We start from the raw sequence: 24,808 nt of genomic DNA on the forward strand, positions 1-24,808 counted from the left end.
GCCAGAGGCAGGGCTTAGGCGATCTCGTTCTGGTAGTCGGGGGCGACCAGGTCCGCGTACTCCGGGTGGCGCTTGATGTAGCCCGCGATGAACGGGCAGAGCGGCGCGACCGGCAGCCCCCGTTCCCGGGCGCCGTCCAGCGCGCCCTTGGCCAGGCGACCGCCCAGGCCCTGCCCCTCGTACTTCCCGGAGATCTCGGTGTGCGTGAAGACGATCTTGCCGGGACGGAGCCGGTACTGCGCGAACCCGGCCACCTCGCCGTCAACGACGATCTCGTACCGCGACTGCGCAGGGTTGTCGGCGACGGTGGCCTGAGTCACTTCTTGTCCTTCTCGTGCGGGACCTGGATCTTCGAGATCTGCCGGTTCATCGACTTGATCAGGAAGAACAGTGCGACGGCTATACCGAACACGACCAGGAACCCGAGGAGTCCCGGCCCGTATTCGGCAGCGGCCGGAGTAGCGAGTGTGTACACCCTTGCGAGTCTAGGAGCAGGCGGGCGTGGCCTCGGTAACGGGCACCCCGGCGAACAGATCGTCCTCCGGCAGCGTGGTGTCCACCAGGGAGCGGGCGAGGTGGTAGTCCTCGGTCGGCCAGAACTCCTGCTGGATCTCCCGGGGGCAGACGAAGAAGAATCCGTCCGGGTCCACCTGGGTGGCGTGCGCGAGCAGCGCCTGGTCGCGGGTCTCGAAGTAGTCGGCGCACGGCACCTTGGTGGTCACCGCCCACTTCTGCGGCCGGTCCTCCCAGCGGGAGATCCAGTCCGCGTACGGCGAGCCGATGCCGCGGGCGCTCATCGCCTCGTGCAGGGCCTCGAACCGCTCCTTGGAGAAGCCCATGTGGTAGTAGAGCTTGAGCGGCTGCCAGGGCTCCCCGGCCTCCGGGTAGCGGTCGGGGTCGCCGGCCGCCTCAAACGCCTCCACCGAGACACGGTTGGTCATGATGTGGTCGGGGTGCGGGTAGCCGCCGTTGTCGTCGTAGGTCAGGATCACATGCGGCCGGAACTCGCGGACGGCCGCCACCAGCGGGGCCGCGGCGGTCTCCAGGGACTGCACCGCGAAGCAGCCGTCGGGCAGCGGCTCGCTCTCGTCCTCGGGCAGCCCGGAGTCGACGAAGCCCAGGAACCGCTGGCGCACACCGAGGATCTCCCTGGCCCGCTCCATCTCCTGGCGGCGCACCTCGGCGATGTTCTCGAGAATGTCCGGCCGGTCCATCTTCGGATTGAGAATGGAGCCGCGCTCGCCCCCCGTACAGGTCACCACGAGCACGTCCACCCCTTCGGCGGCGTAGCGGGCCATGGTGGCGGCACCTTTGCTCGACTCGTCGTCGGGGTGCGCGTGGACGGCCATCAGCCGGAGTGGCGCGATCTCGGCAGCGCTCACCGGGTCTCCTCAGGTTCTGGGCAGCTGGTCAGAAAGGTTAGCTTCATTCCAAGGGCGGAACCCCCGCCCGCCACAATTGTGCTCGTCCCCACCGACAGTTCGGTGGCCGCCACGGACAACGCCGCGAGACCGCAGGGAGATTCCTCATGTCGTCAGGCACCCGTCCCGGGCCCGTGCTCGGCACCCCGGCCGACTTTCCCGAGCGACCCCCGGCCGGGCGTATGCGTTTCGTGGCGTACGCGGTGATCGGCCTGCTGACCGCCATCATGGCCGGCGGCTGGGGGTACGTGGTGCTCACCGCCCGGGGCAACCCCGAGGTGCGGGCCGATGTGCTCACCTTCGACGCCGGCGCGGCGGATTCCGCGGCGATAACCTTCGTGGTGCACAAGCCCGCCGACCGCGAGGCCAGGTGCCTGGTGCGGGCCATCGACACCCACCATGTCGAGGTGGGCACCCGCGAGATAACCGTCCCCGCGGGGCAAGCCGAAGTCTCATTCGCCGAGCGCGTGCGGACCAGCGCGCAAGCCACGGCCGTACACGTTCAGTATTGCAATCTCGTATAGTGGAATCTTTGGGGAAGCGTTCGAAGGCGTTAACTTCCACGTCTTTCGACTCACCTAGGGAAGCAAGGAGAACCCGCGTGGCCGTCTCCCAGAACGAATCCGTCACCTGGCTGACGCAGGAGGCGTACGACCGCCTCAAAGAGGAGTACGACCGCCTTTCTGGCCCGGGTCGGATCGAGATCGCCAAGAAGATCGAAGCCGCCCGCGAGGAGGGCGACCTCAAGGAGAACGGCGGTTACCACGCCGCCAAGGACGAGCAGGGCAAGATGGAGGCTCGTATCTTCCATCTCCGCCAGATCCTGGACAACGCCAAGGTCGGTGAGGCCCCGCGCACCGAGGGTGTGGTCGGGCCCGGCATGACGGTGACCATCCGGTTCGTGGGCGACGAGGATGAGGTGACCTTCTTGCTGGCGTCCCGCGAGGAGAGCGGCGCCCCCATCGACGTCTACTCGCCCAACTCCCCGCTCGGCGCCGCCATCAACGGCAAGAAGCTGGGTGACAAGGCGACGTACACCATGCCGAACGGGCGGTCGATCACCGTTGAGGTGCTCGAGGCCGTGCCGTACATCGGCAACTGATCTTTCGAAATCCGCCGGAGCGGGGAGGCTCCGGCGGATTTCGCCTTTTTCGATCCGATTGCGGGATCGGGGGTTGGTACGGCAGTCTCGTGACTCGGGTCGGTGAGGGGAGTGGTGGCGTGTTCGACAGGTTACTGTCGGAGGCGCGCCAGGATTTGGCCTACCGGCCGCGCCTGCTGCCCCGAGTGTCCCGGCTGATCTGGCTGTCCCGGCGGCGGCCGTTGCGGCGGCCCTGGGTTTGGCGGCGGAGTCTGCCGCTGCTGGTCGTGTTGCTGGTCTCGGTGCTTTCGGCGGACATTCTCGTACTGATCCGGATGGATTCCTCCGAACGGGCGCCGGTGGCCACCCCGCAACGGCCCAGGAACGACTTCGTCGCCTCGGAGCAGGAACTGCGGGCCGAGGTGCCGCCGGTGGCACCGGTGGCGCCGGTGGCGCCGTTGAACGGGCTGGTCAAGCCGCACCTGTTCGTGGTGGCCAACGAGGCGTTGCCGGCCGAGACGGTGGCCAGGATCCGGGCCATTCAGGGGGTCGCCGGGGTTGAGGTGACCGATGCCACCAAGGTCGAGGTGGACGGGCGGCAGGTGCCGACCATCGGGGTGGAGCCTTCGACCTTCCGGGCGTACACCCCCAAACCCGTGGCCGAGTCGGACGAGCTCTGGGCGAACGTGGCCAGTGGGGCCATGGTGGTCTCGTTCGAGCTGGGCAACGACGGCGGGCTGAAGCTCGGGTCGGACGTGACCAGCGGCGGGCATCCGCTCCGGATCGGCGGATACGCCACGGTCGGCATGGGGTCCATCGCGGCCCTGGTGTCCCGGCAGACCGGGCGCACGCTGGGGTTGCGGGAGGGCAACGGGCTCGTGGTGAGCGCGCCCAAGGTGAACTCCGTCCAGCTGCGCCGCACCCTGCTCAAGCTGCTGCCGAAGGGCAGCCAGGTGGCCACCATCAACCCCGTGCTGCCCAAGCCGCAGCGGCGTACGGTCTGGCCCGCCTCCGCCTTCATGAACCCCGACCAGACCCGCGCCGCGCTGCTGGCCGCGCGGGACAAGCTGGGCCGCCCGTACGTGTGGGGCGCCGAGGGCCCCGACAGCTTCGACTGCTCCGGCCTGGTCCAGTGGGCCTACCGCCAGGCCGGCGTCATCATGCCCCGGGTGGCCGCCCAGCAGTGGGCCAGCGGCCCCCAGATCCCCCTCTCCCAGGCCCAGCCCGGCGACCTCCTCTTCTGGCGCAACGACCCCACCAACCCCGGCTACATCTCCCACGTGGCCATCTACTGGGGCAACGACCAGATGCTCCACGCTCCCCGAACCGGCGACGTCGTCAAAATCGCCAAAATCAACCTCCGGAACCTGGCCGGCGTGGTCCGGGTGAGCCCGGGCATCTCCGCCCGCGTCCGCTGACACCCCCGGCGCGGCAGGGCGGCGTGGTAGCTTCGTCTGTCGGGATGTGACTCACGGTGAGGGCCTGTCCATGACACCCCGGTTGGCCGCTGGCGCGTTGGCAGGGATGGTGGCGGGACTGTTGCTCGCCCTGCCGGGGGTGGCGCGGGCGGAGGTCAGCCCGGTGCGGATCGTCATCCTGGTGGACGAGTCGGGGAGCCTGTCGGCCGTCGATCTTCAGGCGGAGAAGGCGGCGGCGGCCTCGATCGCGGTGGGCGAGCTGTCCGCGCGGTCGGAGATCGCGGTGATCGGGTTCGGCAGCGCGAACCAGGCGGGCCAGTCGCCGCTCGACCCCGTCTGCGACCTGACCGAGCTCGCCGACGACACGGCCCGTCAGTACCTGCTGAACTGCATCGGCGACCTGCGGCGGCGGGAGACCCAGGAGGGCAACGACACCGACTACGTCACCGCGATCTCCCAGGCGCTGTCCATCATGGATCGGCGGACCGACGGCGTCGAGCGGCGGAACGTGGTCTTCCTGCTCACCGACGGGAAGCTCGACGTGCGGAACAGCCCGAGCTGGGGTTCTGTACCGGACCAGCGCACCGCGAACGCCGACCGGGAGCTCACCGAGACGCTGCTGCCCCGGGCCGTCGCCGGCAGGACCCAGATCTGGGCGCTCGGGTTCGGCGCGGTCGACCCGGTCGCCCTCCAGCGGGTGACCAGCGGCGCCTACCAGACGGCCTGCAACAGCCGCCCGGAATCCAAGCCGCAGGTCACCATCATCGGCGACTCCGCCGATGTGCCGGACGCGCTGCAACGCATGTTCGCCGCGGCCCGCTGCGCCGCTGACGTCTCCACCTCCACGCATGCGCTCGGCACCGGCGCCACGGTCGATCTGACGGTGGAGATACCTCCGATCAGCACCGACGGCGCGATCACGGTGGTCAAACGCGATCCCCGGATCCGGGTGGACTTCCTCGACCCCGAAGGTCGCCAGGTGCCGAAGACCGGGGAGTTCAACGGCTCGGTCTTCAACATCACCGGCGAACGGGGAACGGTCGAGACCTTACAGATCAAGGATCCGCAGCCGGGTAAGTGGACGGTACGGGTGACCTCCGGCCCGGACATCCCAGAAAAGGACGTGCAGGCGATCGCGCTCTGGCAGGGAGCGCTGAGGATCGCGAGTCTGCTCGACCCTCCGTTGCCCGGCGCCGGTGATCGGGCGGTCGCGCGGGTACGGCTGCTGGGGCGGAACGGAATGGTCATCGACGGAGACACCGCGAAAGACCTGAACGTCCGGGCGCAGCTCACCGGCGACGGTTTCACCACGGTGAACCTCGCCCTGCGCGATGACGGCCGACAACCGGACGCCACCGCGGGCGACGGCCAGTACGCGGGGTACGTCACGATTCCCCGCACCGCGACCGGGTCTCTCACGCTGCGCGGCACCGCCGCCGCGGCAGGTGTCGTCGGCGACTCGGTCCCCTACTACGCGCGGGTCGCGACCGGCTCGCAACGGATCGCGGCACACATCCAGGTCGATCAGGACACGGTCCCGCCGGGCGGCTCGATAACCGGCACGGTCACCGCCGAGAGCACCCTGACCAGGCCCGTCGCCCTCCGGCTGTCGCTCTTCCTCGACAATCCGGGCATCGGGGCCACCATCGATTTGTCACCCCACCAGCTGCCCGCCGGAGGCACCACCGAGTTCGGTTTCACCGTGCGCATCCCCGCCGGCACCGCCCTGGGCCCCATGTCGGGAACGATCCGCCTGACCGACGCCTCCGCTCCCCCGGCGTCCACCGGTCCCCCGCCGACCTCCACGGCCTCGCCGATCCCCACGACCGCCGCGGAGGTGTATGCGGAGACCTATCTCGGAGTGGAGATCGGCTACCCGCCGACCTTATGGGAACGCTATTGGTGGGAGTTCCTGATCGCGGCGCTGGCGGTCGCCGCCGGGGCCGCCTACCTGGTCACCGCGCGGCTGCGAACACGTGCGGCGGCGCGTGACGTCCAGGGTCTCACCCTCTTCCTGACCGGTCCCGACGGAGAGATCAGCCGGCTCCGCGCCCCGGCCGTACCGGCGGGGGAGTTTCCTTTCGTCGTCCGCGACGACCCGCCCCGCCTCGACCGGCCACGCAGCACCGACGCCATCTATCTGGCCCGGCGCACCGGCAGCAGCCTGACCGTCGCCACCCCCGATGGCAAGCACCTGGTGCTCAGGCCTGACGAGGAGATCCCGCTCGCCCCCGACTTCTCGCTCGCGTACAGCGAAACCCGGCTCCACGAGTTCCAGCGCGACGCATTTCGCGACTGATATCGCGACTATTTCGGCACGGCGTGTTACATCGGAGACGCGCGATGCGATGTATCCAGCGGAGTAATCGGCGAAGTCGAAACCGACAACAGCGACGTACGGCTGTGGAGTGTGCTTGTTCAACCTGTCGCGAACGGGCCCTCCGTTCCGGAATGAGCTGGTACCGGCCCCACCGGACCAGCACCAACCCGTGCCCACCGCACCGAACCCCGAACTGTTCGGCCACCTGATAGAACCCGTCAAGTTCGTGTTCTCGTGGGCCGGACTCATGCCCATCGCCATCATCATCAGCGGCCGTTTCATCGCCGAGCTGATGAAACTCTCCGGTCGGCGGACCTATTTCTTCCAGATCAAGATTCCGCGGTTCATCGGCATCTTCGCCAAAGACGACGAGGTGGTCTTCGGTTTCGGGGCTTTCATCGTCACCCTGCTCACCGTCGGACTGGTCGGCGGCCGGGGCAGCTACGAGATGTTCCGGGAACGCTTCGGACTGGATCTGGGCCAGTTCACCTCCACCTGCGTGCTGAGCGCGCTCACCACCGTCGCGATCACCACGGTGATCCTGCTCGCCAACCGCGCGGCCGGCGCCCTGCGCCGCAAGACCGACCCCACCCTCCAGGAGCACCAGCAGATGATCGAGGACCTGGCCGCGAAGCGCGCCCGGCCCGTCCCGCCCGGTCAGGACGAAGGAGACAACCCGTGACCGGCAGCCGTAGTGTCGCGATCGTCTCCGGCAAGGGCGGCTCCGGCAAGACCATGATCGCCACCGAGATCGGCCGGATCTTCGCCGACGTGGGCAGCACGATCCTCATCGACGGCGACACCGCCACGGCCGGTCTGTCCTACTTTCTGGTGCTGAAGTACGTACGGAACATCCAGCGCGGCTACTCCACGTACGCCTTGAGCGACGACCCGCCCCCACTCACCGACCTGCTCCTGGACCTGCCCGCCCCGCACCCCTGGCCCTGGCGGTTCCTCCCGATCGGCGACCACCGCCGCCTCGCCCTCCGGTTCCTGGGCACGGAGTCCACCCATCTGCGCGAGTTCCTCGGCCCGGTCATCGCCCGCGCCACCGACGAGGCCGAGTACGTGGTGGTCGACTGCCGGGGCGGCATCGACGACGAGTCGGTCGCGGTGTGCGCCGTGGTGGACGACATCATCCTGGTCGTCGAAGCCGACGCCACCTCCTTCCAGGCGTCCAGCCACGTCGTGGACGTGCTCACCGCCCAGGGCCTGGCCCACAAGCTCCGCGGCTTCATCATCAACAAGGCCATCGAGGACCCCACGGCGGTGGCCAGGAACGGCCCCGTCACCTTCGGCACGCAGTACCTGAGCGCCGTGCCCTTCGACCTGGAGGCCAGCCGGGCGTTCCTGATCAGCGAGCTGACCGACCGTTACTCGATCTTCGCCATCCACGTCCGCGAGGCGCTCTCCAAGGCGTACCCCGAGCTGATCAGGCCGTCCCAGGCGCGCATCTGGACCCGGGAGGACTACAGCGACCTGAACGTCCTGACCCCCGAGTCCGCCCGGGGCGGCGTGCTCCTGGGCGGCGCCATGGCCACCGCCGGGGTCACCTGCGCCGTGGGCCTGGCCACCGGGACCCTGCCGAGCACCCTCCCGTGGCTGATCGGGCTCATCGCCGTGCTGACCGTCATCGGCATAGCGGGCACCATCGAACCCCTCCGCCGGATATTCGGCAGGATGGTCCGCCTGCTCTACCGCGGGTTCCGCAGGAAGGGCGTCTAGAACTCGAAGCGGGACGGGCGGGCGGCCGGTTCGGCGGTGCGTACGTCGATGTTGTCCGGGGGCCTGTTGTCGGGGTTGCCCGACTGGTCAGGGTCCTCGTTCGGGGTGGGTTCGTCGGAGGGTGGGGGTGTGTCCGGGTTCTCGGTGGTTTTCTCGGGGGCCGGGGTGGAGATCTGTTCGGATTCTCCGGGGGTGGGGGTTTTGCTTGGTTCGTTGCGCCAGTCGCGGCTGTTGTCGTAGGAGCGGTCGTTCCAGGAGTCGTAGATGGTGGGCTCGGGGAACTCCTTGACGGGTTCGCCGTCCATGGCGGCGGTCATGAAGCTCTTCCAGATCTGGGCGGGGAGGGTGCCGCCGTAGAGGGCGCCATAACCGGGCACGGTGACGGGCTTGTTGTCGTCGCGGAACATGTTGACGGCCACCGAGAGCTGGGGGACGTAGCCGGTGAACCAGACCGCGGCGGACTCGTCGGTGGTGCCGGTCTTACCGGCCACGGGGCGGTCCCAGAGGCGGGCGCCGGTGCCGGTGCCGCCAGTGACGACCTGCTGGAGGGCGTAGGTGGTGTCGGCGGCCGTGTCGGCGCTGAACGCCCGTACGCCGAGCGGGTTGATGGTGCGGGTCTGGCCGTTGGCGGTGGTGACGGAGAGGATCACGTGGGCCGGGTGGTGGATGCCGTCGGCCGCGAAGGTGGCGTACGCGGAGGCCTGCTGCACCGCGCTCACCGAGGCGACCCCGAGCGGGAAGGTGGGCGCCGACTCGTGCTGGACGAGCTGGCCGGCCGGGATCCCGGCGGCCTCGGCGGCCCGGGCCACCTTGTCCAGGCCCACCTTCTGGCCGAGGTCCACGAACGCGGTGTTGACCGAGTACCGGGTCGCCTGGATCAGGTCCACCGACCCGTACGAGGTGTCCCCGGAGTTCGGAATGGTGGCCGAGGCGATGCGCATCGGCGAGTTGCCGTTCACCCGGGTGTACAGGCCCATGCCGTCCTCCAGCGCGGCGGCCAGCGTGTACGCCTTGAACGTGGACCCCGCCTGCACCTTGGCGTCGAAGGCGTTGTTCCACTCGGTGGCGTTGTAGTCCCGGCCCCCGTAGAACGCGACGACCTCCCCCGTGGCCGGATCCACCGCCGCGAGCCCGGCCCGGACCTTCTTCGGCGTGTCGTCCGGCAGCACGGTCTTGACCGCCTCCTCGGCCAGCCCCATGAGCTTCTTGTCGAAGGTCGTGGTGATCTTCAACCCGCCCTGGTTGATGTGCTCGTCGCTGTAGCCCAGCCGGTTGAGCTCGGCCCGTACCTGCGCGAGCATGTAGCCCTTCTGCCCGCCCAGCGAGAGCGGCGCCTTCTGCTTGACCAGCGTGGGGAACTCGAGCGCGGCGGCCAGCTCGGGGGTGAGCGCCTTGGTCTGCACCATCCCGGTCACCACGCCCTGCCAGCGCGCCCGGACCGCCTCCAGGTCCGTCCCCTGGGGGTTGGCGAAGCGGGTCGGCTGCTGGATCACGGCGGCCAGGTAGGCGCCCTCGGCGGCGGTCAGCCGGGACACGTCCTTGTTGAAGTAGGCCAGCGAGGCGGCCTGCACCCCGTACGCCCCTCGGCCGAAGTAGATCGTGTTCAGGTACTGCTCCAGCACCCAGTCCTTGGACTTGGAGCGGTCCACCTTCAGGGAGATCATGATCTCCTTGAGCTTGCGGACCACCGTGCGTTCCTGGCTGAGGCCGCTGTAGTAGTTGCGCACCATCTGCTGGGTGATGGTCGAGCCGCCCTGCAACTGCTTGCCGGTGATCGTGGACCACATGGCCCGCGCCGTACCCGACAGCGAAACGCCGGTGTCCTGGTAGAACGTCCGGTTCTCGGCGGCGATGACGGCGTTGCGGACGTCCTTCGGCACGCTGGTGAGCGGCACGTTCTTCCGGTTCACCCCCTGGGTGGCCAGCACCGTCTTGCCGTCCCGATAGTAGATGACCGAGCCCTGGGCGGTGGCCAGCTCCTGGGTGGTGTCCGGGATCGGGGTGAGCGCCCAGACCACCGCGAGCAGTCCCACCACGCCGGCGATTGTGGCGCCGCCGACGATGAGCACGGTACGGAGGATCCGCCGGGGTCTGGCCGCCCTGCTGTTGATCCCCTGAGTGCTGTCCTCGCCGCTAAGCACGCGATCCCCCATACCTCTCGCAGGCGTTCACGCTAGACGATAGATAACGGTGCTTGGGACATTGCAGCTACCTTGCGGCTATCGTCCACTACCGTTGCGCGGCCTTGACCAACGGCAGGGTGCGGTATGGCACGGGGGTGTCCAGAGCGATCACGGACTCGGTCCGCACCACCCCCGGCACCTCCACGATCAGGTCGATCACCCGCTGCAGGTCGGCGTTGCTCCGGGCCACGACCCGGCAGAGCATGTCGTACCCACCGGTGATCGTGTGTACCTCCAGGACCTCGGGGATCAGCGCCAGCCGGTCGGCCACCGGGTCGTGGCCGGCCATCTGCCGGATCTGCAGGGTGACGAAGGCGGTCACCCCGTAGCCGAGGGCCGGCGGGTCGATGCGCGGGCCGTACCCGGTGATCACGCCGCGCGCGGCCAGCCGGTCCAGGCGGGCCTGCACGGTGCCGCGGGCCACGTTCAGCCGCCGGGAACACTCCAGCACCCCGACTCGCGGCTCTTCCTCCAGTAACGCGATAAGCCGGACATCCAGCTGGTCAACGCTCACACCGATTCTCCATGGTTCACGGCCTTCACTATGCATATTGTCCACTATTTCAGGTGACTGTTGCGCAGGTTGGACACCACGTCGGAAAGTGGCCGCATGACTGACGATGTATTCCCGGTTCATGGCATGGACGCGGTGGTGTTCGCCGTCGGCAACGCCAAGCAGGCCGCGCACTACTACTCGACCGCGTTCGGCATGCGGCTGGTGGCCTACAAGGGCCCCGAGACCGGCAGCCGGGACGAGGTCGCCTACGTGCTCGCCTCCGGCGCCGCCCGGTTCGAGCTGCGCGGGGCCGTGGTGCCCGACACCGACCTGGCCAGGCACGTCACCGCGCACGGCGACGGGGTGATCGACCTGGCCCTGGACGTTCCCGACGTGGAGACCGCCTACGAGCACGCGCTGGCCCAGGGCGCGGTCGGCCTGGCGGAGCCGTACGTGGTGGAGGACGAGCACGGGAAGGTGCTGCTGGCGGCGATCGCCACCTACGGGGAGACCCGGCACACCCTGATCGACCGGTCCAACTACACGGGGCCGTACCTGCCGGGGTACGTGGCGGCCGAGCCCATCGTGGAGCCCGGCAAGCGGCTGTTCCAGGCCATCGACCACTGCGTGGGCAACGTCGAGCGCATGGACGAGTGGGTGGAGTTCTACGAGCGGGTGATGGGGTTCACCCGGATGGCCGAGTTCATCGGCGACGACATCGCCACCGAGTACTCGGCGCTGATGTCCAAGGTGGTCGCCAACGGCAGCAGGAAGGTGAAGTTCCCGCTCAACGAGCCGGCCGCCGGGAAGCGCAAGTCGCAGATCGACGAGTACCTGGAGTTCTACGGCGGCCCCGGCGTGCAGCACATCGCGCTGGCCACCGGCGACATCCTGAGCACCGTGGACCGCATGCGCGCGGCCGGGGTGGAGTTCCTGGAGACGCCCGACTCCTACTACGACGATCCGGAGCTGCGGGCTCGGATCGGGCAGGTGCGGGCGCCGGTGGAGGAGCTGAAGAAGCGCCGCATCCTGGTCGACCGGGACGAGGACGGCTATCTCCTGCAGATCTTCACCAAGCCCGTCCAGGACCGGCCGACCGTGTTCTTCGAGTTCATCGAGCGGCATGGTTCGCTCGGCTTCGGGAAGGGCAACTTCAAGGCGCTGTTCGAGGCGATCGAGCGGGAGCAGGAGCTGCGCGGCAATCTGTAGGCGGGTCCTTTACTTTTTGACGGCTTTGCCCCAGCGGGTCCGGGGCGATCACGGGTACATGGGATCTCCGCACCCGCCACCGGGCGAGCCGAACGAGCGACCGGACCCTAACCAGGGACCCCTCCTGGGACCCGACCCGAAACCCATTCCGGGCCCCGACCCAGGGCCGATCCCCGGTCCGCTACCGGGCCCGGACCCGGGACCGCCACCCGGTCCGGGCCCCCGGCAGGAGCCCCTGTGGACGCCCCCCGCCCACGGTCACCCGTACGGCGAGCCGCTGCCGCCGCTGGCCGGCCGGGGGCGGCGGCTGGCGGCGGGCGTCCTCGACCTGATCATTCTCGGCATCATCACCAGCCCGCTCACCTACGACAGCTGGACGGCGGCCTCTCAGCTCACGAAATACTCCCAGTTCACGACCAGTGACTACTTCTGGACGCTGGTGGTCACGTTCCTCTACTTCTGGCTGCTGCACGGCTACTGGCACGGCCAGACCCTGGGCAAGCGCCTGCTCGGCATCCGCGTCGTCCCGGAGACCGGCGGTCGTATCGTCCCCGGCCAGGCCGCGATCCGCTCGGCGGTCCTGTCCATCGTGTATCTCACCTGCTGTCTGAGCTTCGTGGACCTCGTCTGGATTCTTTTCGACCCGCGAAAGCAGGCACTCCATGACAAAGCCGCCCGGACCCTGGTGGTAGACGCCCGAAGCTGACGGTCCTCTCGCGTAGGGTGTGCCGACAGGGTTCGGGACGCGGAGGGGATACGTCAACGCATGCGACGCCTGATCGGCACGGTGTCCGGGGTTTTCGCACTGGTGGCCTGCTCGGCCTCCAACGGCGCGAGTACGGCGCCCTCCTCCCCCGCCGCACCGCCCAGCGCCTCTTCGCCGTCCGTCGCCCGTTCCGCTTCCGCGGCGACGGCGGGGACCACGGGGATCGGGGATCCCTACTTTCCGGGTGACGGCAACGGGGGCTACGACGTAACCCACTATTCGCTGGCGCTGGCGTACGATCCGGGGCGCAAGCACCTGGGGGGCACGGCCACCGTGGAGGCCAAGGCCGTACAGAATCTGTCGCAGTTCAACATGGACCTGCACGGGTTCACCGTGAGCAAGGTGACCGTGGACGGGGCCGACGCCCAGTTCGACCGCAAGGGCGACGAGCTGACCGTCTACACCGACCTGGACGACCAGGACGACTTCAAGGTCACCGTGGCCTACGCGGGCACCCCCGAACCGGTCAGGGGCTCCGCCAACCTGGGCACCTACGGGTTCGTGCCGACCGCGGACGGCTCCTTCGTGACCAGCGAGCCGAACGGCGCCAAGACCTGGTTCCCGAGCAACGACCACCCCGCCGACAAGGCCACCTTCGACTTCCGGCTGACCGTGCCCGAGGGGGTGACCGCGATCGCCAACGGCGAGCTGACCGCCCCGCCGAAGACCGAGGGCGGGCAGACCACCTTCCTCTGGCGGGAGAGCCACCCGATGGCGACCTACCTGGCCACCATGACCACCGGCAAGTTCAGCGTGCGCACCGGCGACTCCCCGGGTGGCATCCCGGTCTACGCGGCCACCGACCCGCGCTACGACGGCGTCCTGGACAACCTGTTCACCGAGTCCGGCAAGATCACCGACCACTGGTCCAAGGTCTTCGGACCCTACCCGTTCAAATCCACCGGTGGCGTGGTGGACGACTTCGACGCCGGTTACGCGCTGGAGAACCAGACCAAGCCCATCTACGGCGGCTTCGAGCCGGACCAGAGCATCATCGCGCACGAGCTGGCCCACCAGTGGTTCGGCAACAGCCTGAGCATCACCCGCTGGAAGGACCTCTGGCTGAACGAGGGCTTCGCCACCTACGCCGAGTGGCTCTGGGCCGAGGACAACGGCCAGGCCACCGCCCAGAACGCCTTCGACCAGGCGTACGCCAACGCCACCGACGCGCTCTGGGACTACCCGCCCGGCGAGACCCGGCCGGACGACCTGTTCAACGCCTCGGTGTACATCCGCGGCGCGATGGCCCTGCACGCGCTCCGGGTGGCCATCGGGGACGACAAGTTCTTCCCCATGCTCAAGAAGTGGGTGGCCGACCACAAGTACGGCAACGTGACCACCGAGGAGTTCATCGAACTGGCCGAGCAGACCGCCGGGCGGCAGCTGGGCGACCTGTTCGACGCCTGGCTGTTCGAGCGGACCAGGCCCCCGAAGGTGGGCTAGTTGAACATCAGCTTGTAGCCGTCCCTGCGCAGCGCCCCGAGCACCTCGTCGCAGTGGGTCGGACCGCGGGTCTCCAGTTGGAGCAGCACCTCGGCCTCGTCCAGCGGCAGCCGGGAGCCGACCCGCTCGTGCACCACGTCCAGCACGTTGGCACGCAGCTCGGCCAGGCGTCCCAGCAGCGCGGCCAGCGCGCCCGGCCGGTCGCTGAGCCGGATCCGGAACGCCAGGTACCGCCCGGAGGCGGCCAGGCCGTGCCGGAGCAGCTTGGCCAGCAGCAGCGGGTCGATGTTGCCGCCGGAGAGCACCGCCACCACCGGGGCCTCGAAGGCGTGCGGCTGGTCCAGCAGGGCGGCCACCCCGGCCACCCCGGCCGGCTCCACCACGATCTTCGCCCGCTCCAGGCAGAGCAGCAGCGCCCGGGAGAGCGACTCCTCCGAGACCGTGACCACCTGGTCCACCAGGTAGTGGATCAGCTCGAACGGCAGGTCCCCCGGCCGCCCGACCGCGATGCCGTCGGCCATCGTGAAGGCCGGTTCGACCATCACCGGATGCCCGGCGGCCAGCGACTCGGGGTAGGCGGCGGCCCGCTCGGCCTGCACCCCGACGATGCGCACCCCGGGCCGCAGCTGCTTGACCGCCAGCGCGACCCCGGCGGCCAGGCCGCCGCCACCGATGGCCAGCACGATGGTGCCGGTCTCCGGGAGCTGCTCCAGGATCTCCAGGCCCACCGTGCCCTGGCCGGCGATCACGTCCGGATGGTCGAACGGGTGGATGAAGATCGCGCCGGTCTCGGCCGCGTGCGCCTTGGCGGCCTGGAGCGCGGCGTCCACGGTGTGCCCGGCGAAGATCACGTCGGCGCCGTAGCCCCGGGTGGCCTCGACCTTGGGCAGCGGGGCACCCTCCGGCATGTAGACCGTGGACTTGGCGCCCAGCAGTCCCGAGCCGAAGGCCACCCCCTGGGCGTGGTTGCCCGCGCTGGCCGCGACCACGCCGCGGGCGCGTTCCTCGTCGGTCAGCCGGGCGATCCGCACGTACGCGCCGCGGACCTTGAACGACCCGGCACGCTGGAGGTTCTCGCACTTGAGGTAGATCGGGCCACCGACAATCTCCGACAGCACCCGGGAGCGCACGACCGGCGTCTGCACGGTCACCCCGGTCAGTAACCTGCGCGCGGCGACAACGTCCTCGTACGTCACCTGGGGAACAACCATGGCTCCATCTTCCCAGGTCCTCAGGTGGCGGTGGAGAACACCAGGACGCAGGCGGTGAAGCCGTGCACGTGGTTGTGGCCCCCCACCGGGCCCACCTCGCCGGCCGCGAAGAAACCCGCCACCCCGATCGGGCCGAGCGTGTCGCGCAGGGCCAGCGCGTCGTGGTCGGGGGTGCCGAACATGGCCGAGCCCCGGCCGTTGCAGGAGAACAGCAGCGCGCCGTGGGCCCGGCCGCCCTCCTCCACGTGGGCGTCCAGCAGCTCGTACAGGTCCTCGTCGGCGGTCTCGGCGTCGCGGACCTGGAAGCGCACGGTACGGCCGACCTCCACCACGTCGCCGATGGCCACCGCCTCCCGCTCCGGGTCGATGCCGAGCACGCCCCTGATCAGGAAGTCGCCGCGTTCGTGGCGTTCGGCGTACTCGTTCATGGCGATGCCGATCTGCAGCCCGGCGGCGACCAGCTCGCGGTCCTCCTCGTTGAGCGCGCTGACGATGTCCTCCAGCCGGGCCAGGGCGGGCTGCCCGGCCAGCTCAAGCAGCAGGTTGTCCTCGGCGCGGGTGACCACCATGGTCGGGCCGATCGGGCGGCAGCCCTGGCTGACCACGGTGCTGACCTGGAGCGGGCCGCTGATCATGACGCCGATGGCGCCCTCGGTGTAGACCTCGCCGTCGGCGAAGAGCCGGACCGAGCCGCGGCCCTGCAGGCCGTTGGCCAGGCCGCCGATGATCGGCAGGTTGCCGAGCACCTCCCCCGAATGCTCCACGAAGGCGTCGGTGGGGAAGCTGTACGGATCGGCCAGCATGATCGCCACCTGGTCGTCCGCCTCCCGCTCCGGCAGGCCGACCACCACGAACCGGTCCTCGGCCCGCAGCGACTCCAGCGCGAACGTCTTGACCCGGGCGTCGCCAAGCGAGGCCGCCCAGGCGCTCACCGCGGGGGTCAGTTCGATCCCCTGCGCGTCACCGATCACGCCGGTGGCGCTGCATCCGATCACCGCCGCGTCCCCGGCCAGTTCCATCGCCCGCCGCCCGGCCCGGGCGACGTCCTCGCCGTCCTCACCGCAGATGAAGAAGCAGACCAGATCCGCCGGTCCGGACAGACCGGACAGGGCGCGCCGGATGGCGGACTCCGCACTCTCCACCAGGTTGGGCCCGACGGCGAGCCCGTCGGCGAACCGGCTCGTCATGACCGCCATCGCTCGCCCCCTCTACATACGGATAAATCCTGCTATCTCTGGTCGATGCATTTCATAGCTCTCATGCCCGATTCTCCCCAATCCATCGGAGGGAAACGCTCCCCATTCGTCACTGAATGGTCAAGATCCGCATGTCAATCAGATGCGGGTGTTGCGTCCGCGACGTAGGCTCAATCCCGTGCACAAATCGCCCGCACCTGCTCCGTCTCCCAGCACTCTTCGTGAACTACGCGAGAGTGGACATGTTCACCGGTCGGTAAAGGCCGAGATCCGGGCGAACCTGCTGGCCCGGCTGCGCACCGGCGAGACCAGGTTCCCGGGCATCGTCGGGTTCGACGAAACCGTGCTGCCGCACCTGGAACGCGCCCTCATCGCCGGTCACGACCTGGTGCTGCTCGGCGAGCGCGGCCAGGGCAAGACCCGGCTGATCCGCACCGTGATCGGGCTGCTCGACGAGTGGACCCCGGTGATCCAGGGCTGCGAGATCAACGACCATCCGTTTGCGCCGGTCTGCGCCCGCTGCCGCGGCCTGGCCGAGGACGAGATCAAGGTCGTCTGGAAGCACCGCACCGAGCGGTACGGCGAGAAGCTGGCCACCCCGGACACCTCGGTGGGCGACCTGATCGGCGACGTGGACCCCATCAAACTCGCCGAAGGGCGGACCCTGGGCGACCCCGAGACCGTGCACTACGGCCTGGTGCCGCGCACCAACCGAGGCGTGTTCTCCGTCAACGAACTGCCCGACCTGGCGGAACGCATCCAGGTCGCGCTCCTGAACGTGCTGGAGGAGCGCGACATCCAGGTCCGCGGCTACACGCTGCGGCTGCCGCTGGACATCCTGCTGATCGCCAGCGCCAACCCGGAGGACTACACCAACCGGGGCCGGATCATCACCCCGCTCAAGGACCGGTTCGGCGCGGAGGTCCGCACCCACTACCCCAGCAGCATCGAGGACGAACTGGCCCTGATCCGCCAGGAGGTCATCCCCGACATCGGCGCCGACGTGCCCGAGCACCTGGTCGAGGTGATCGCCAGGTTCACCCGGCTGGTCCGCGACTCCACCGCGGTGGACACCCGGTCCGGCGTCTCCGCCCGCTTCTCCATCGCCGCCGCCGAGACCGCCGCCGCGTCGGCGGTGCGCCGGGCCGCGCTGACCGGCGAGGAGCGCCCGGTGGCCCGGGTCTGCGACCTGCCCGGCGTGGTCTACACGCTGCGCGGCAAGGTGGAGTTCGAGGTCAGCGAGGAGGGCCGGGAGGTGGAGGTGCTGGCGCACCTGCTCCGCCGGGCCACCGCGGAGACCTTCCGGTCCACCCTGGGCGGCCTGGAGCTGGGCGCGCTGCTGGACAAGTTCGCCGAGGGCGCCCAGATCGAGTCCGGCGAGCTGGTCTCGGCCACCGAACTGCTGCGCCGGATCGGCCCGGTGGACGGCCTGGCCAAGATCATGTCCCGGCTGGGCATGGGCGAGGGCGACGAGTCCCCCGGCCACGCCGCCGCCGCCCTGGAGTTCGCGCTGGAGGGCCTGTACCTGATGCGCCGCCTCTCCAAGGACGACGTCGCGGGGGGTTCGGTCTACCGGACATGACCAGCTACCGCTACGGCGAATACCAGGACGGCCCCGACCCGCTCGCGCCCCCGTACGACGTGCGCGCCGCGCTGGACGAGATGGGCGACGCCATTCTGTCCGGTTCCACCCCCCTGGACGCCCTGCGCGATCTGTTCAAACGCGGCCTGCCCGACGCCCAGGACCGGCGCGGCCTGGACGACCTGCTCCGCCAGGTACGCGAGCGCCGCCGCCGGTTGCGGGAGAACACCCGGCTGGACGGCACCCTGGAGCGGGCCCGCGCCCTGCTGGACAAGGCCATCGGCCAGGAGCGCGCCCAGCTCTTCCCCGACCCCTCCGACGACGCCCGGTTCCGCGAGGCCCAGCTGGACGCGCTGCCGGCCGACACCGCCAGGGCCATCCAGGAGCTGGACTCCTACGACTGGCGCTCGGCCGCCGCCCGGCAGACCTTCGAGGAGCTGCGCGACCTGCTCCGCCGGGAGATCCTGGACAGCCAGTTCCGGGGCATGCGGGACGCGCTGGCCAACCCCGACCCGGCCGCCATGGAACGGGTCCGGCAGATGATGGCGGACCTGAACGACATGCTGGACCGGGACGCCCGGGGCGAGCACACCCAGCAGGATTTCGACGACTTCATGCGGAAATACGGGGATATGTTTCCCGAGAATCCGCGGAACCTCGAAGAGCTGGTGGACCAGCTCGCCCGGCGGGCCGCCGCCGCCCAGCGGCTGCTGGCCTCGCTCACCCCGCAGCAGCGCGAGGAGCTGGCCGGGCTGATCGGGCAGACGCTGGAGCAGGCCGGTCTCGCCGAGCAGATGCGCCGCCTCGGCGACGCCCTCTACGCCCGCCGCCCCGACCTGTCCTGGAGCTCCCCCGAGCGGGTGAGCGGCGAGGACCCGATGGGCATGGGCGACGCGGTGAGCTCCCTGCAGGAGCTGGCCGACCTGAGCGAACTGGAGGCCGCCCTCCGCCAGGACTACCCGGGCGCCCGCCTGGACGACATCGACGAGGCCGCGGTACGGCGGGCCCTCGGCCGCTCCGGCGTCGACGACCTGGCCGCGCTCCGCCGCATCGAACGGGAGCTGGAAGCCCAGGGCTACCTCCGGCGCCACCGGGGCAAACTCGAACTCACCCCCAAGGCCGTACGGCGCCTGGGCGAGACAGCGCTCCGCCGGGTCTTCGCCTCCCTGGACTCCAGCCGCCGCGGCGACCACGACCAGCGGGACGCGGGGGCGGCGGGGGAGCTCACCGGGGCCTCCCGGCCCTGGCGGTTCGGGGACGAGCAGCCCATCGACGTGGTCCGTACCGTGATCAACGGGGTACGGCGGGGCGGCGACGGCGGCCGGGTCCGGCTCTCGGTGGACGACTTCGAGGTGGCCGAGACCGAGCGCCGCACCGCCGCCGCGGTCTGCCTGCTGGTGGACCTGTCGTACTCGATGGCCCTGCGCGGCACCTGGGCGGCGGCCAAGCAGACCGCGCTCGCCCTCCAGGCCCTGGTGGCCGGCAAGTTCCCGCAGGACGCGGTGCAGATCATCGGCTTCTCCAACTACGCCAGGGTGCTCCAGCCGGACGAGCTGGCCGGGCTGGAGTGGGACATGGTGCAGGGCACCAACCTGCACCACGCGCTGCTCATCGCCGGGCGGCACCTGGACCGGCACCCGGACTTCGAGCCGGTGGTGCTGGTGGTCACCGACGGGGAGCCGACCGCGCACCTGATGCGCAACGGGGTGCCCCGGTTCGAGTGGCCGCCCTCCCGGGAGACCCTGGAGCTCACCCTGGCCGAGGTGGACAAGATGACCCGGCGCCGGGCCACCATGAACGTCTTCATGCTCGCCGCCGACGACCGGCTCCGCGACTTCGTCAACGAACTGGCCCGGCGCAACGGCGGCCGGGTCTTCGCCCCCGACCCGGACCGGCTGGGCGAGTACGTGGTGAACGACTTCCTCCGGGCCCGCCGCCGGACCTAACCGTAAAGTCAGCCTTACTAACCGTCAGGCGTAGACAAGCCTGACGGAACTCTCACAACCGAGGGTTCAAATACCCTCATAAGGTTCGGTCACAGCGTGTCCCGGCGACCTGTCGGAGCGTCGGCGGGGCCATCTCCCCTGGAGCCGAACATGTTCTACACAGCGATCATTCTGGTCAGCCTGCTGATGGTACTGATGGCGATCAGCGCCTTCATCCTCGTAGTCCACAGCATCCGCCGGGAGGACCGCCGGCGCTCCCTGACCCACAACCCGCGCGGACCTCTCGCCTACGGCACCCGTCGGATGCTCGGCTTCAGCGTGGACCACTCCGGCTGCGAGGCGCGCCCGGACCACGCCTGCCCGGCCTGCCTGGAACTGACGGTCTGACGAACCGGCAGGGTTCCGTACGCCTGACGGGAGCCGCACGGAATCCAAGCCGGACAGTTATCGAGGACGGGCGACCTTCGCCGGAGCCAAGCAGCCGAGCCAAGCAGACGAGCCAAGCAGCCGGGGTGAAGCTGCCGGAGTGATCCAACAGGCGATACCCTCGGGCGCATGTCGTTCTCCGACAAAGTGCTGCTCTGGCTGCACATAGGCTTCGCGATCTTCGCCATCGGCCCGCTCACGGCCGTGACCAGCTACATTCCCCGATACATCCGGGCGCGCGACCTCAACGTGCTCCGCTTCCTGAAGCGGGCGGGCCGCCTGTTCGGGGCGCTGACGCTGCTGGTCTTCCTGTTCGGCGCCGTACTCGGCGGTAGCGCCCTGGGCCAGGTCTACCTGACGGTCTCGATGACGCTGTTCATCGTGGCCGTGCTGCTACTGGTGATCATCGACCGGGATCTGAGCAAGGCCATCCGGGTTCTCGGCAACGACAACCCGGATGACGACGCGAAGGCCCAGACCGCGCGGATCGCCGCCCTGGGCGGGGTCACCGCGCTGATCTGGCTGGTGATCCTGTTCCTGATGGTCTTCTACCAGCCGAGCTAACCCAGAGCCTGGGTCAGGTCGGCGAGCAGGTCGTCCACGGTCTCGATGCCGACCGAGAGGCGTACCAGGTCGGCGGGGACCTCCAGCGGCGAGCCCGCGGCCGAGGCGTGGGTCATGCGGCCGGGGTGCTCGATCAGGGACTCCACCCCGCCGAGGGACTCGCCCAGCGTGAACAGCTTCGCCCGGTTGCAGACCGCCACGGCGGCCTCCTCGCCTCCGGCCACCCGGAACGACACCATGCCGCCGAACCGCCGCATCTGCTTGGCGGCCACCTCGTGCCCGGGATGCCTCGGGAGCCCCGGGTAGAGCACCTGGGTCACCTTCGGGTGGGCCAGCAGCAGCTCGGCCACCCGCTCGGCGTTGTCGCAGTGCTTGTCCATCCTGACTGCCAGGGTCTTCAGCCCGCGCAGCGTGAGCCAGGCGTCGAAGGGCCCGGCCACCGCGCCCATCGCGTTCTGGTGGTAGGCCAGCCGCTCCCCCAGCTCCGCCGACCGGGCCACCAGTGCGCCCCCGACCACGTCGGAGTGCCCACCCACGTACTTGGTGGTGGAGTGCACCACCACATCGGCCCCGAGCCCCAACGGCTGCTGCAGGTACGGCGAGGCGAAGGTGTTGTCCACCACCAGCAGCGCCCCCGCCTCGTGCGCCACCGAGGCCAGCGCGGTGATGTCGGCGATCCCCAGCAGCGGATTGGTGGGCGTCTCCACCCAGATCACCCGCGTCTCCGGCCGCACGGCCGCCCGCACCGCGTCCACGTCGTGCAACGGAACCGGCTGGTAGGCCAGCCCCCACGCCTCCAGCACCCGGGCGAAGAGCCGGTACGTGCCGCCATAGGCGTCATTGGGAATCAACACGTGGTCACCGGGACGGCACACCGCCCGGAGCAGCGTGTCCTCAGCCGCCAGCCCAGAAGCGAACGCCAGCCCGCGAACGCCCCCCTCAACGGCGGCCAGCGCCTCCTCCAACGCGGTCCTGGTCGGGTTGGCCGACCGGCTGTACTCATAACCGGCCCGCAGCCCACCCACGCCGTCCTGCTTGTAGGTGGACACGGCGTAGATAGGTGGGACGACGGCCCCGGTCGTGGGATCGGCGTCCTGGCCCGCGTGAATGGCCAGGGTCTCAAAGCCTTCAGTCATGTTCCTGAGGGTAGTGGGCCTGGCGAGCCGCGAATTCCACCGACTATCGGCCGAATGGTCGATGCCGTTCTCTTAAGGGTGCCCCTACGCTCGGCGTTCGTGGGGGACACGTTCATCTCGTGGCTGCGGCGGCTCAGCGAGTTCGCCCTCCTTGGGCTGGTCGCCCTCATTCTGCTGCTGGACACCGTGTTCGCCATTCCACGGGGCGGTGTCCAGGCCGTGCTGACCCCGGCGGCCGGCCTGGTCGGGCTGGTGGCGGTACTGCTCCGCCGCCGGAGCCAGACCGCCGCGATGGTCACCGTTCTGGTGGCGTCTCTGCTGGTGACGGCGGTGGCGGCCAAGCAGTTCGACATTCCCGCCATGGCCGAGGGCGGGGCGCTGATGGTGCTGACCATCAGCGTGCTCCGCTGGGTGCGGCCCCTCGGCAAGGCGATCGCGCTGGCCGTGGCGGCCCTGATCACCCTGCAACTGGCCGCCGGGCTCCGGGTGCGCGGCTTCGCCGACCCCTTCGAGTTACTGTTCTTCGCCGGCTGGCTGACCGCCACCGCGATCGGCGGCTACCTGCGCCTGCAACGCGTCCGCCGGGAGGCCGCCGTGGAGGCGGTGCGCCGCGCCGAGCGCCTGGACCTGGCCCGCGAGCTGCACGACCTGGTCGCCCACCACATCACCGGCATCGTGGTCCAGGCCCAGGCCGCCCGCACGGTGGCCGAGATGCGCCCCGACGCCGTGCTGCCCGCGCTGGACGCCATCGCCACCGCCGGGAGCGAGGCGCTCACCTCGATGCGCCGCCTGGTCGGCGTGCTCAGGGACGACACCGAGGCCTCCCGCAGCCCCGGGGTCACCCTCGCCGACCTTCGAGCCCTGGTCGAGCGGTTCTCGACACAGGGCCCGAAGGCCACCTTCGACATCGGCCACGGCGTCACCGACCTGGCGCTCCCGCCTGAGGTCCGCACCGCCCTGCACCGCGTACTCCAGGAGTCGCTCACCAACATCCGCCGCCACGCCCCCGGCGCGGCCTGGGTGGAGGCCACCCTCAGCGCCCCCACCGGCCGCATCCGGCTCCGCGTCCGCAACCCCGGCTCCCCCAGCGACCCGGGCCTGTCCCGGCTGGGCGGCGGCTTCGGCCTGGTCGGCATGGCCGAACGGGTCCGCAGCCTGGGCGGCAGCCTGATCGCGGGCCCGGACGGCGACGGCGTCTGGGAGGTCACCGCCGACTTCCCGCTACCGGCCCGCCCGCAGTGACCTCAGTGGTTGGCCAGGTAGCTGAGCAGGTCCTGCCGGGTCAGCAGCCCGACCGGCTTGCCGTCGTCGAGCACCACCGCCGCGTCGGCCTTCTCCAGCGCGTCCACCGCCCGGGAGACCGGCTCACCAGATCCGATCATGGGCAGCGGCGCCGACATGTGGTCGCCCAGCGGGTCCTCGGCCCGTACCTTGCCCCGGTAGAGCCCTTCCAGCAGGTCGCGCTCCACGATCGACCCGACCACCTCGGCCGCCATGACCGGCGGCTCCTCCTTCATCACCGGCAGCTGGGAGACGCTGTACTCGCGCATGATGGAGATCGCGGTGCCCACCGACTCGTGCGGGTGTACGTGCACGAACTCCGGCAGCCCCTCGCCCTTGTGGCCGAGCACGTCCCCGGCGGTGCCCTCGTCGGCGGCGGTGGACAGGAACCCGTAGTCGGCCATCCACTCGTCATTGAAGATCTTGGACAGGTAGCCGCGCCCGCTGTCCGGCAGCAGCACCACCACCACGTCGTCGGGCCCGGCCCGCTCGGCCACCCGCAGCGCCGCCACCACGGCCATCCCGCAGGAGCCGCCGACCAGCAGCGCCTCCTCCCTGGCCAGCCGCCGGGTCATGCCGAAGGAGTCCTTGTCGGAGACCGCGATGATCTCGTCGCAGATGGTGGTGTCGTAGGTGGCCGGCCAGATGTCCTCGCCGACGCCCTCCACCAGGTACGGCCGCCCGGACCCACCCGAGTAGACCGACCCCTCCGGGTCGGCGCCGATGATCTTCACCCGGCCGCCGGAGACTTCCTTGAGGTACCGCCCGGTCCCGCTGATCGTGCCCCCGGTGCCCACTCCGGCCACGAAGTGGGTGACCCGTCCGTCGGTCTGCTCCCAGATCTCCGGCCCGGTGGAGTGGTAGTGACTGGCCGGGTTCTCCGGGTTGGAGTACTGGTCGGGCTTCCAGGCGTTCGGCACGTCCCTGGCCAGCCGGTCCGACACCGAGTAGTACGAGTCGGGGTGGTCAGGCGAGACCGCCGTCGGGCAGACCACCACCTCCGCCCCGTACGCCCGGAGCACCGCGATCTTGTCCTGGGCCACCTTGTCCGGGCAGACGAACAGGCACTTGTAGCCACGTTCCTGCGCCACGATGGCCAGCCCCACCCCCGTGTTCCCCGAGGTGGGCTCCACGATGGTGCCCCCGGGCACGAGCGCCCCGCTGCGCTCGGCCGCCTCGATCATCCGCAGCGCGATCCGGTCCTTCACCGAGCCGCCGGGATTGAAGTACTCCACCTTGGCCACCACCTGGGCGGGCACATCCGCCGCCACCTTGCGCAGCCGTACGAGCGGGGTGTTGCCCATCAGCTCGATCAGGGAGTTGTGTACGCGCACCGCGAGATCACCTTTGTCCTCTGCGTTGTTGCCACAAACTGTAGCCACAAGCGTTCTTACCGAAGCTTTG

The 24,808-nt window shown here is 69.8% G+C and carries 23 protein-coding genes; 14 read left to right on the top strand and 9 right to left on the bottom strand.

All coding sequences use genetic code 11. The features are described 5' to 3' along the window. Positions 1-14 precede the first annotated feature (14 nt). Genes KIP79_RS06370 through mca form a run of 3 tightly spaced genes read right to left on the bottom strand, consistent with a single transcriptional unit; the run spans position 15 to position 1,349 of the window. A complete protein-coding gene (locus tag KIP79_RS06370; RefSeq protein WP_214103710.1) occupies positions 15-320 on the bottom strand; it encodes a GNAT family N-acetyltransferase in 306 nt (101 codons plus the stop codon). Next, positions 317-475, bottom strand: a complete 159-nt coding sequence (locus KIP79_RS06375; RefSeq protein ID WP_214103711.1) for a hypothetical protein — start codon at positions 473-475, stop codon at positions 317-319. Before KIP79_RS06375 ends, KIP79_RS06370 begins: the two co-directional genes overlap by 4 nt. Before the next feature lie 10 nt (positions 476-485). After that, on the bottom strand, positions 486-1,349 hold the full coding sequence (mca, locus tag KIP79_RS06380) for a mycothiol conjugate amidase Mca (RefSeq protein ID WP_214103771.1): 864 nt from the start codon (positions 1,347-1,349) through the stop codon (positions 486-488). Between the two features lie 179 nt (positions 1,350-1,528). On the opposite strand from mca, the gene KIP79_RS06385 reads away from it, so the two are divergent. The 6 genes from KIP79_RS06385 to KIP79_RS06410 all read left to right on the top strand — a co-directional run bounded on the left by KIP79_RS06385 (position 1,529) and on the right by KIP79_RS06410 (position 7,965). Beyond that, entirely contained in the window at positions 1,529-1,945 is a 417-nt protein-coding gene (locus KIP79_RS06385; protein WP_214103712.1) for a DUF4307 domain-containing protein, read from the top strand. A 77-nt stretch (positions 1,946-2,022) separates the two neighbouring features. Continuing rightward, entirely contained in the window at positions 2,023-2,523 is a 501-nt protein-coding gene (gene greA, locus KIP79_RS06390; RefSeq protein WP_214103713.1) for a transcription elongation factor GreA, read from the top strand. Positions 2,524-2,642: 119 nt separating this feature from the next. Continuing rightward, positions 2,643-3,920 (top strand): C40 family peptidase, encoded by a 1,278-nt coding sequence (locus KIP79_RS06395; protein ID WP_308169593.1) that lies wholly within the window; start codon positions 2,643-2,645, stop codon positions 3,918-3,920. A gap of 70 nt (positions 3,921-3,990) precedes the next feature. Further along, positions 3,991-6,219: a choice-of-anchor X domain-containing protein gene (locus KIP79_RS06400; RefSeq protein WP_214103714.1), complete on the top strand. Its 2,229-nt coding sequence runs from the start codon at positions 3,991-3,993 to the stop codon at positions 6,217-6,219. A 190-nt stretch (positions 6,220-6,409) separates the two neighbouring features. Beyond that, the gene (locus KIP79_RS49230; RefSeq protein ID WP_214103715.1) at positions 6,410-6,922 is read left to right on the top strand and encodes a hypothetical protein; all 513 of its coding nucleotides are present in this window, start codon (positions 6,410-6,412) and stop codon (positions 6,920-6,922) included. Further along, complete coding sequence (locus tag KIP79_RS06410) at positions 6,919-7,965, top strand: ParA family protein (RefSeq protein ID WP_214103716.1); 1,047 nt, start codon at positions 6,919-6,921, stop codon at positions 7,963-7,965. Before KIP79_RS49230 ends, KIP79_RS06410 begins: the two co-directional genes overlap by 4 nt. Here KIP79_RS06410 and KIP79_RS06415 read toward each other — a convergent pair. Continuing rightward, positions 7,962-10,106, bottom strand: a complete 2,145-nt coding sequence (locus tag KIP79_RS06415) for a transglycosylase domain-containing protein (RefSeq protein WP_308169594.1) — start codon at positions 10,104-10,106, stop codon at positions 7,962-7,964. The genes KIP79_RS06410 and KIP79_RS06415 overlap by 4 nt on opposite strands. Positions 10,107-10,194: 88 nt before the next feature. Further along, the gene (locus KIP79_RS06420) at positions 10,195-10,662 is read right to left on the bottom strand and encodes an Lrp/AsnC family transcriptional regulator (RefSeq protein WP_308169595.1); all 468 of its coding nucleotides are present in this window, start codon (positions 10,660-10,662) and stop codon (positions 10,195-10,197) included. 96 nt (positions 10,663-10,758) lie between these two features. Between KIP79_RS06420 and hppD the strand changes: the two genes are divergently transcribed. From hppD to KIP79_RS06435, 3 genes are read left to right on the top strand one after another with little or no spacing between them, the layout of a single operon-like run. Next, positions 10,759-11,853 carry a 4-hydroxyphenylpyruvate dioxygenase gene (gene hppD / locus KIP79_RS06425; RefSeq protein WP_214103719.1) on the top strand — a complete coding sequence of 365 codons (1,095 nt, stop codon included), beginning with the start codon at positions 10,759-10,761 and terminating at the stop codon, positions 11,851-11,853. Between the two features lie 58 nt (positions 11,854-11,911). After that, a complete protein-coding gene (locus KIP79_RS06430; protein ID WP_214103720.1) occupies positions 11,912-12,559 on the top strand; it encodes an RDD family protein in 648 nt (215 codons plus the stop codon). A 60-nt stretch (positions 12,560-12,619) separates the two neighbouring features. Further along, complete coding sequence (locus KIP79_RS06435) at positions 12,620-14,062, top strand: M1 family metallopeptidase (protein WP_214103721.1); 1,443 nt, start codon at positions 12,620-12,622, stop codon at positions 14,060-14,062. On the opposite strand, the gene ilvA is transcribed toward KIP79_RS06435, so the two are convergent. After that, the gene (gene ilvA / locus KIP79_RS06440; protein WP_214103722.1) at positions 14,059-15,273 is read right to left on the bottom strand and encodes a threonine ammonia-lyase; all 1,215 of its coding nucleotides are present in this window, start codon (positions 15,271-15,273) and stop codon (positions 14,059-14,061) included. The two genes, KIP79_RS06435 and ilvA, sit on opposite strands and share 4 nt — an antisense overlap. A gap of 20 nt (positions 15,274-15,293) precedes the next feature. Then, the gene (locus tag KIP79_RS06445; RefSeq protein ID WP_250212734.1) at positions 15,294-16,469 is read right to left on the bottom strand and encodes an FIST signal transduction protein; all 1,176 of its coding nucleotides are present in this window, start codon (positions 16,467-16,469) and stop codon (positions 15,294-15,296) included. Positions 16,470-16,611: 142 nt separating this feature from the next. Here KIP79_RS06445 and KIP79_RS06450 point away from each other — a divergent pair, with 142 nt between their 5' ends. The 4 genes from KIP79_RS06450 (at position 16,612) to KIP79_RS06465 (ending at position 20,987) form a co-directional block, all read left to right on the top strand. Continuing rightward, the gene (locus KIP79_RS06450; RefSeq protein WP_214103723.1) at positions 16,612-18,051 is read left to right on the top strand and encodes a sigma 54-interacting transcriptional regulator; all 1,440 of its coding nucleotides are present in this window, start codon (positions 16,612-16,614) and stop codon (positions 18,049-18,051) included. Beyond that, on the top strand, positions 18,048-19,997 hold the full coding sequence (locus KIP79_RS06455; RefSeq protein WP_214103724.1) for a vWA domain-containing protein: 1,950 nt from the start codon (positions 18,048-18,050) through the stop codon (positions 19,995-19,997). The genes KIP79_RS06450 and KIP79_RS06455 overlap by 4 nt, the downstream gene beginning before the upstream one ends. A 150-nt stretch (positions 19,998-20,147) precedes the next feature. Then, positions 20,148-20,384, top strand: coding sequence for a hypothetical protein (locus tag KIP79_RS06460; RefSeq protein WP_214103725.1), 237 nt, complete (start codon positions 20,148-20,150; stop codon positions 20,382-20,384). A gap of 168 nt (positions 20,385-20,552) precedes the next feature. Continuing rightward, positions 20,553-20,987 carry a hypothetical protein gene (locus tag KIP79_RS06465; RefSeq protein ID WP_214103726.1) on the top strand — a complete coding sequence of 145 codons (435 nt, stop codon included), beginning with the start codon at positions 20,553-20,555 and terminating at the stop codon, positions 20,985-20,987. Here KIP79_RS06465 and KIP79_RS06470 read toward each other — a convergent pair. After that, on the bottom strand, positions 20,984-22,123 hold the full coding sequence (locus tag KIP79_RS06470) for a cystathionine gamma-synthase (RefSeq protein WP_214103727.1): 1,140 nt from the start codon (positions 22,121-22,123) through the stop codon (positions 20,984-20,986). The two genes, KIP79_RS06465 and KIP79_RS06470, sit on opposite strands and share 4 nt — an antisense overlap. 99 nt (positions 22,124-22,222) lie before the next feature. On the opposite strand from KIP79_RS06470, the gene KIP79_RS06475 reads away from it, so the two are divergent. Then, positions 22,223-23,365 (top strand): sensor histidine kinase, encoded by a 1,143-nt coding sequence (locus KIP79_RS06475; RefSeq protein WP_214103728.1) that lies wholly within the window; start codon positions 22,223-22,225, stop codon positions 23,363-23,365. 2 nt (positions 23,366-23,367) lie between these two features. On the opposite strand, the gene KIP79_RS06480 is transcribed toward KIP79_RS06475, so the two are convergent. Then, positions 23,368-24,738 (bottom strand): cystathionine beta-synthase, encoded by a 1,371-nt coding sequence (locus KIP79_RS06480; protein ID WP_214103729.1) that lies wholly within the window; start codon positions 24,736-24,738, stop codon positions 23,368-23,370. Positions 24,739-24,808: the final 70 nt, after the last annotated feature.

Origin of the sequence: Acrocarpospora catenulata, from assembly GCF_018476525.1 — a bacterium.
Taxonomy (GTDB): Bacteria; Actinomycetota; Actinomycetes; order Streptosporangiales; family Streptosporangiaceae; genus Acrocarpospora; species Acrocarpospora catenulata.

Excerpts from the sequence above, each read along its gene's own strand:
- mca (WP_214103771.1), bottom strand. The coding sequence starts at position 1,349 with ATGGCCGTCCACGCGCACCCCGACGACGAGTCGAGCAAAGGTGCCGCC.
- KIP79_RS06385 (WP_214103712.1), top strand. The coding sequence starts at position 1,529 with ATGTCGTCAGGCACCCGTCCCGGGCCCGTGCTCGGCACCCCGGCCGAC.
- KIP79_RS06400 (WP_214103714.1), top strand. The coding sequence starts at position 3,991 with ATGACACCCCGGTTGGCCGCTGGCGCGTTGGCAGGGATGGTGGCGGGA.
- hppD (WP_214103719.1), top strand. The coding sequence starts at position 10,759 with ATGACTGACGATGTATTCCCGGTTCATGGCATGGACGCGGTGGTGTTC.
- KIP79_RS06430 (WP_214103720.1), top strand. The coding sequence starts at position 11,912 with ATGGGATCTCCGCACCCGCCACCGGGCGAGCCGAACGAGCGACCGGAC.
- KIP79_RS06435 (WP_214103721.1), top strand. The coding sequence starts at position 12,620 with ATGCGACGCCTGATCGGCACGGTGTCCGGGGTTTTCGCACTGGTGGCC.
- ilvA (WP_214103722.1), bottom strand. The coding sequence starts at position 15,273 with ATGGTTGTTCCCCAGGTGACGTACGAGGACGTTGTCGCCGCGCGCAGG.
- KIP79_RS06445 (WP_250212734.1), bottom strand. The coding sequence starts at position 16,469 with ATGGCGGTCATGACGAGCCGGTTCGCCGACGGGCTCGCCGTCGGGCCC.
- KIP79_RS06450 (WP_214103723.1), top strand. The coding sequence starts at position 16,612 with ATGCGGGTGTTGCGTCCGCGACGTAGGCTCAATCCCGTGCACAAATCG.
- KIP79_RS06455 (WP_214103724.1), top strand. The coding sequence starts at position 18,048 with ATGACCAGCTACCGCTACGGCGAATACCAGGACGGCCCCGACCCGCTC.
- KIP79_RS06460 (WP_214103725.1), top strand. The coding sequence starts at position 20,148 with ATGTTCTACACAGCGATCATTCTGGTCAGCCTGCTGATGGTACTGATG.
- KIP79_RS06465 (WP_214103726.1), top strand. The coding sequence starts at position 20,553 with ATGTCGTTCTCCGACAAAGTGCTGCTCTGGCTGCACATAGGCTTCGCG.
- KIP79_RS06470 (WP_214103727.1), bottom strand. The coding sequence starts at position 22,123 with ATGACTGAAGGCTTTGAGACCCTGGCCATTCACGCGGGCCAGGACGCC.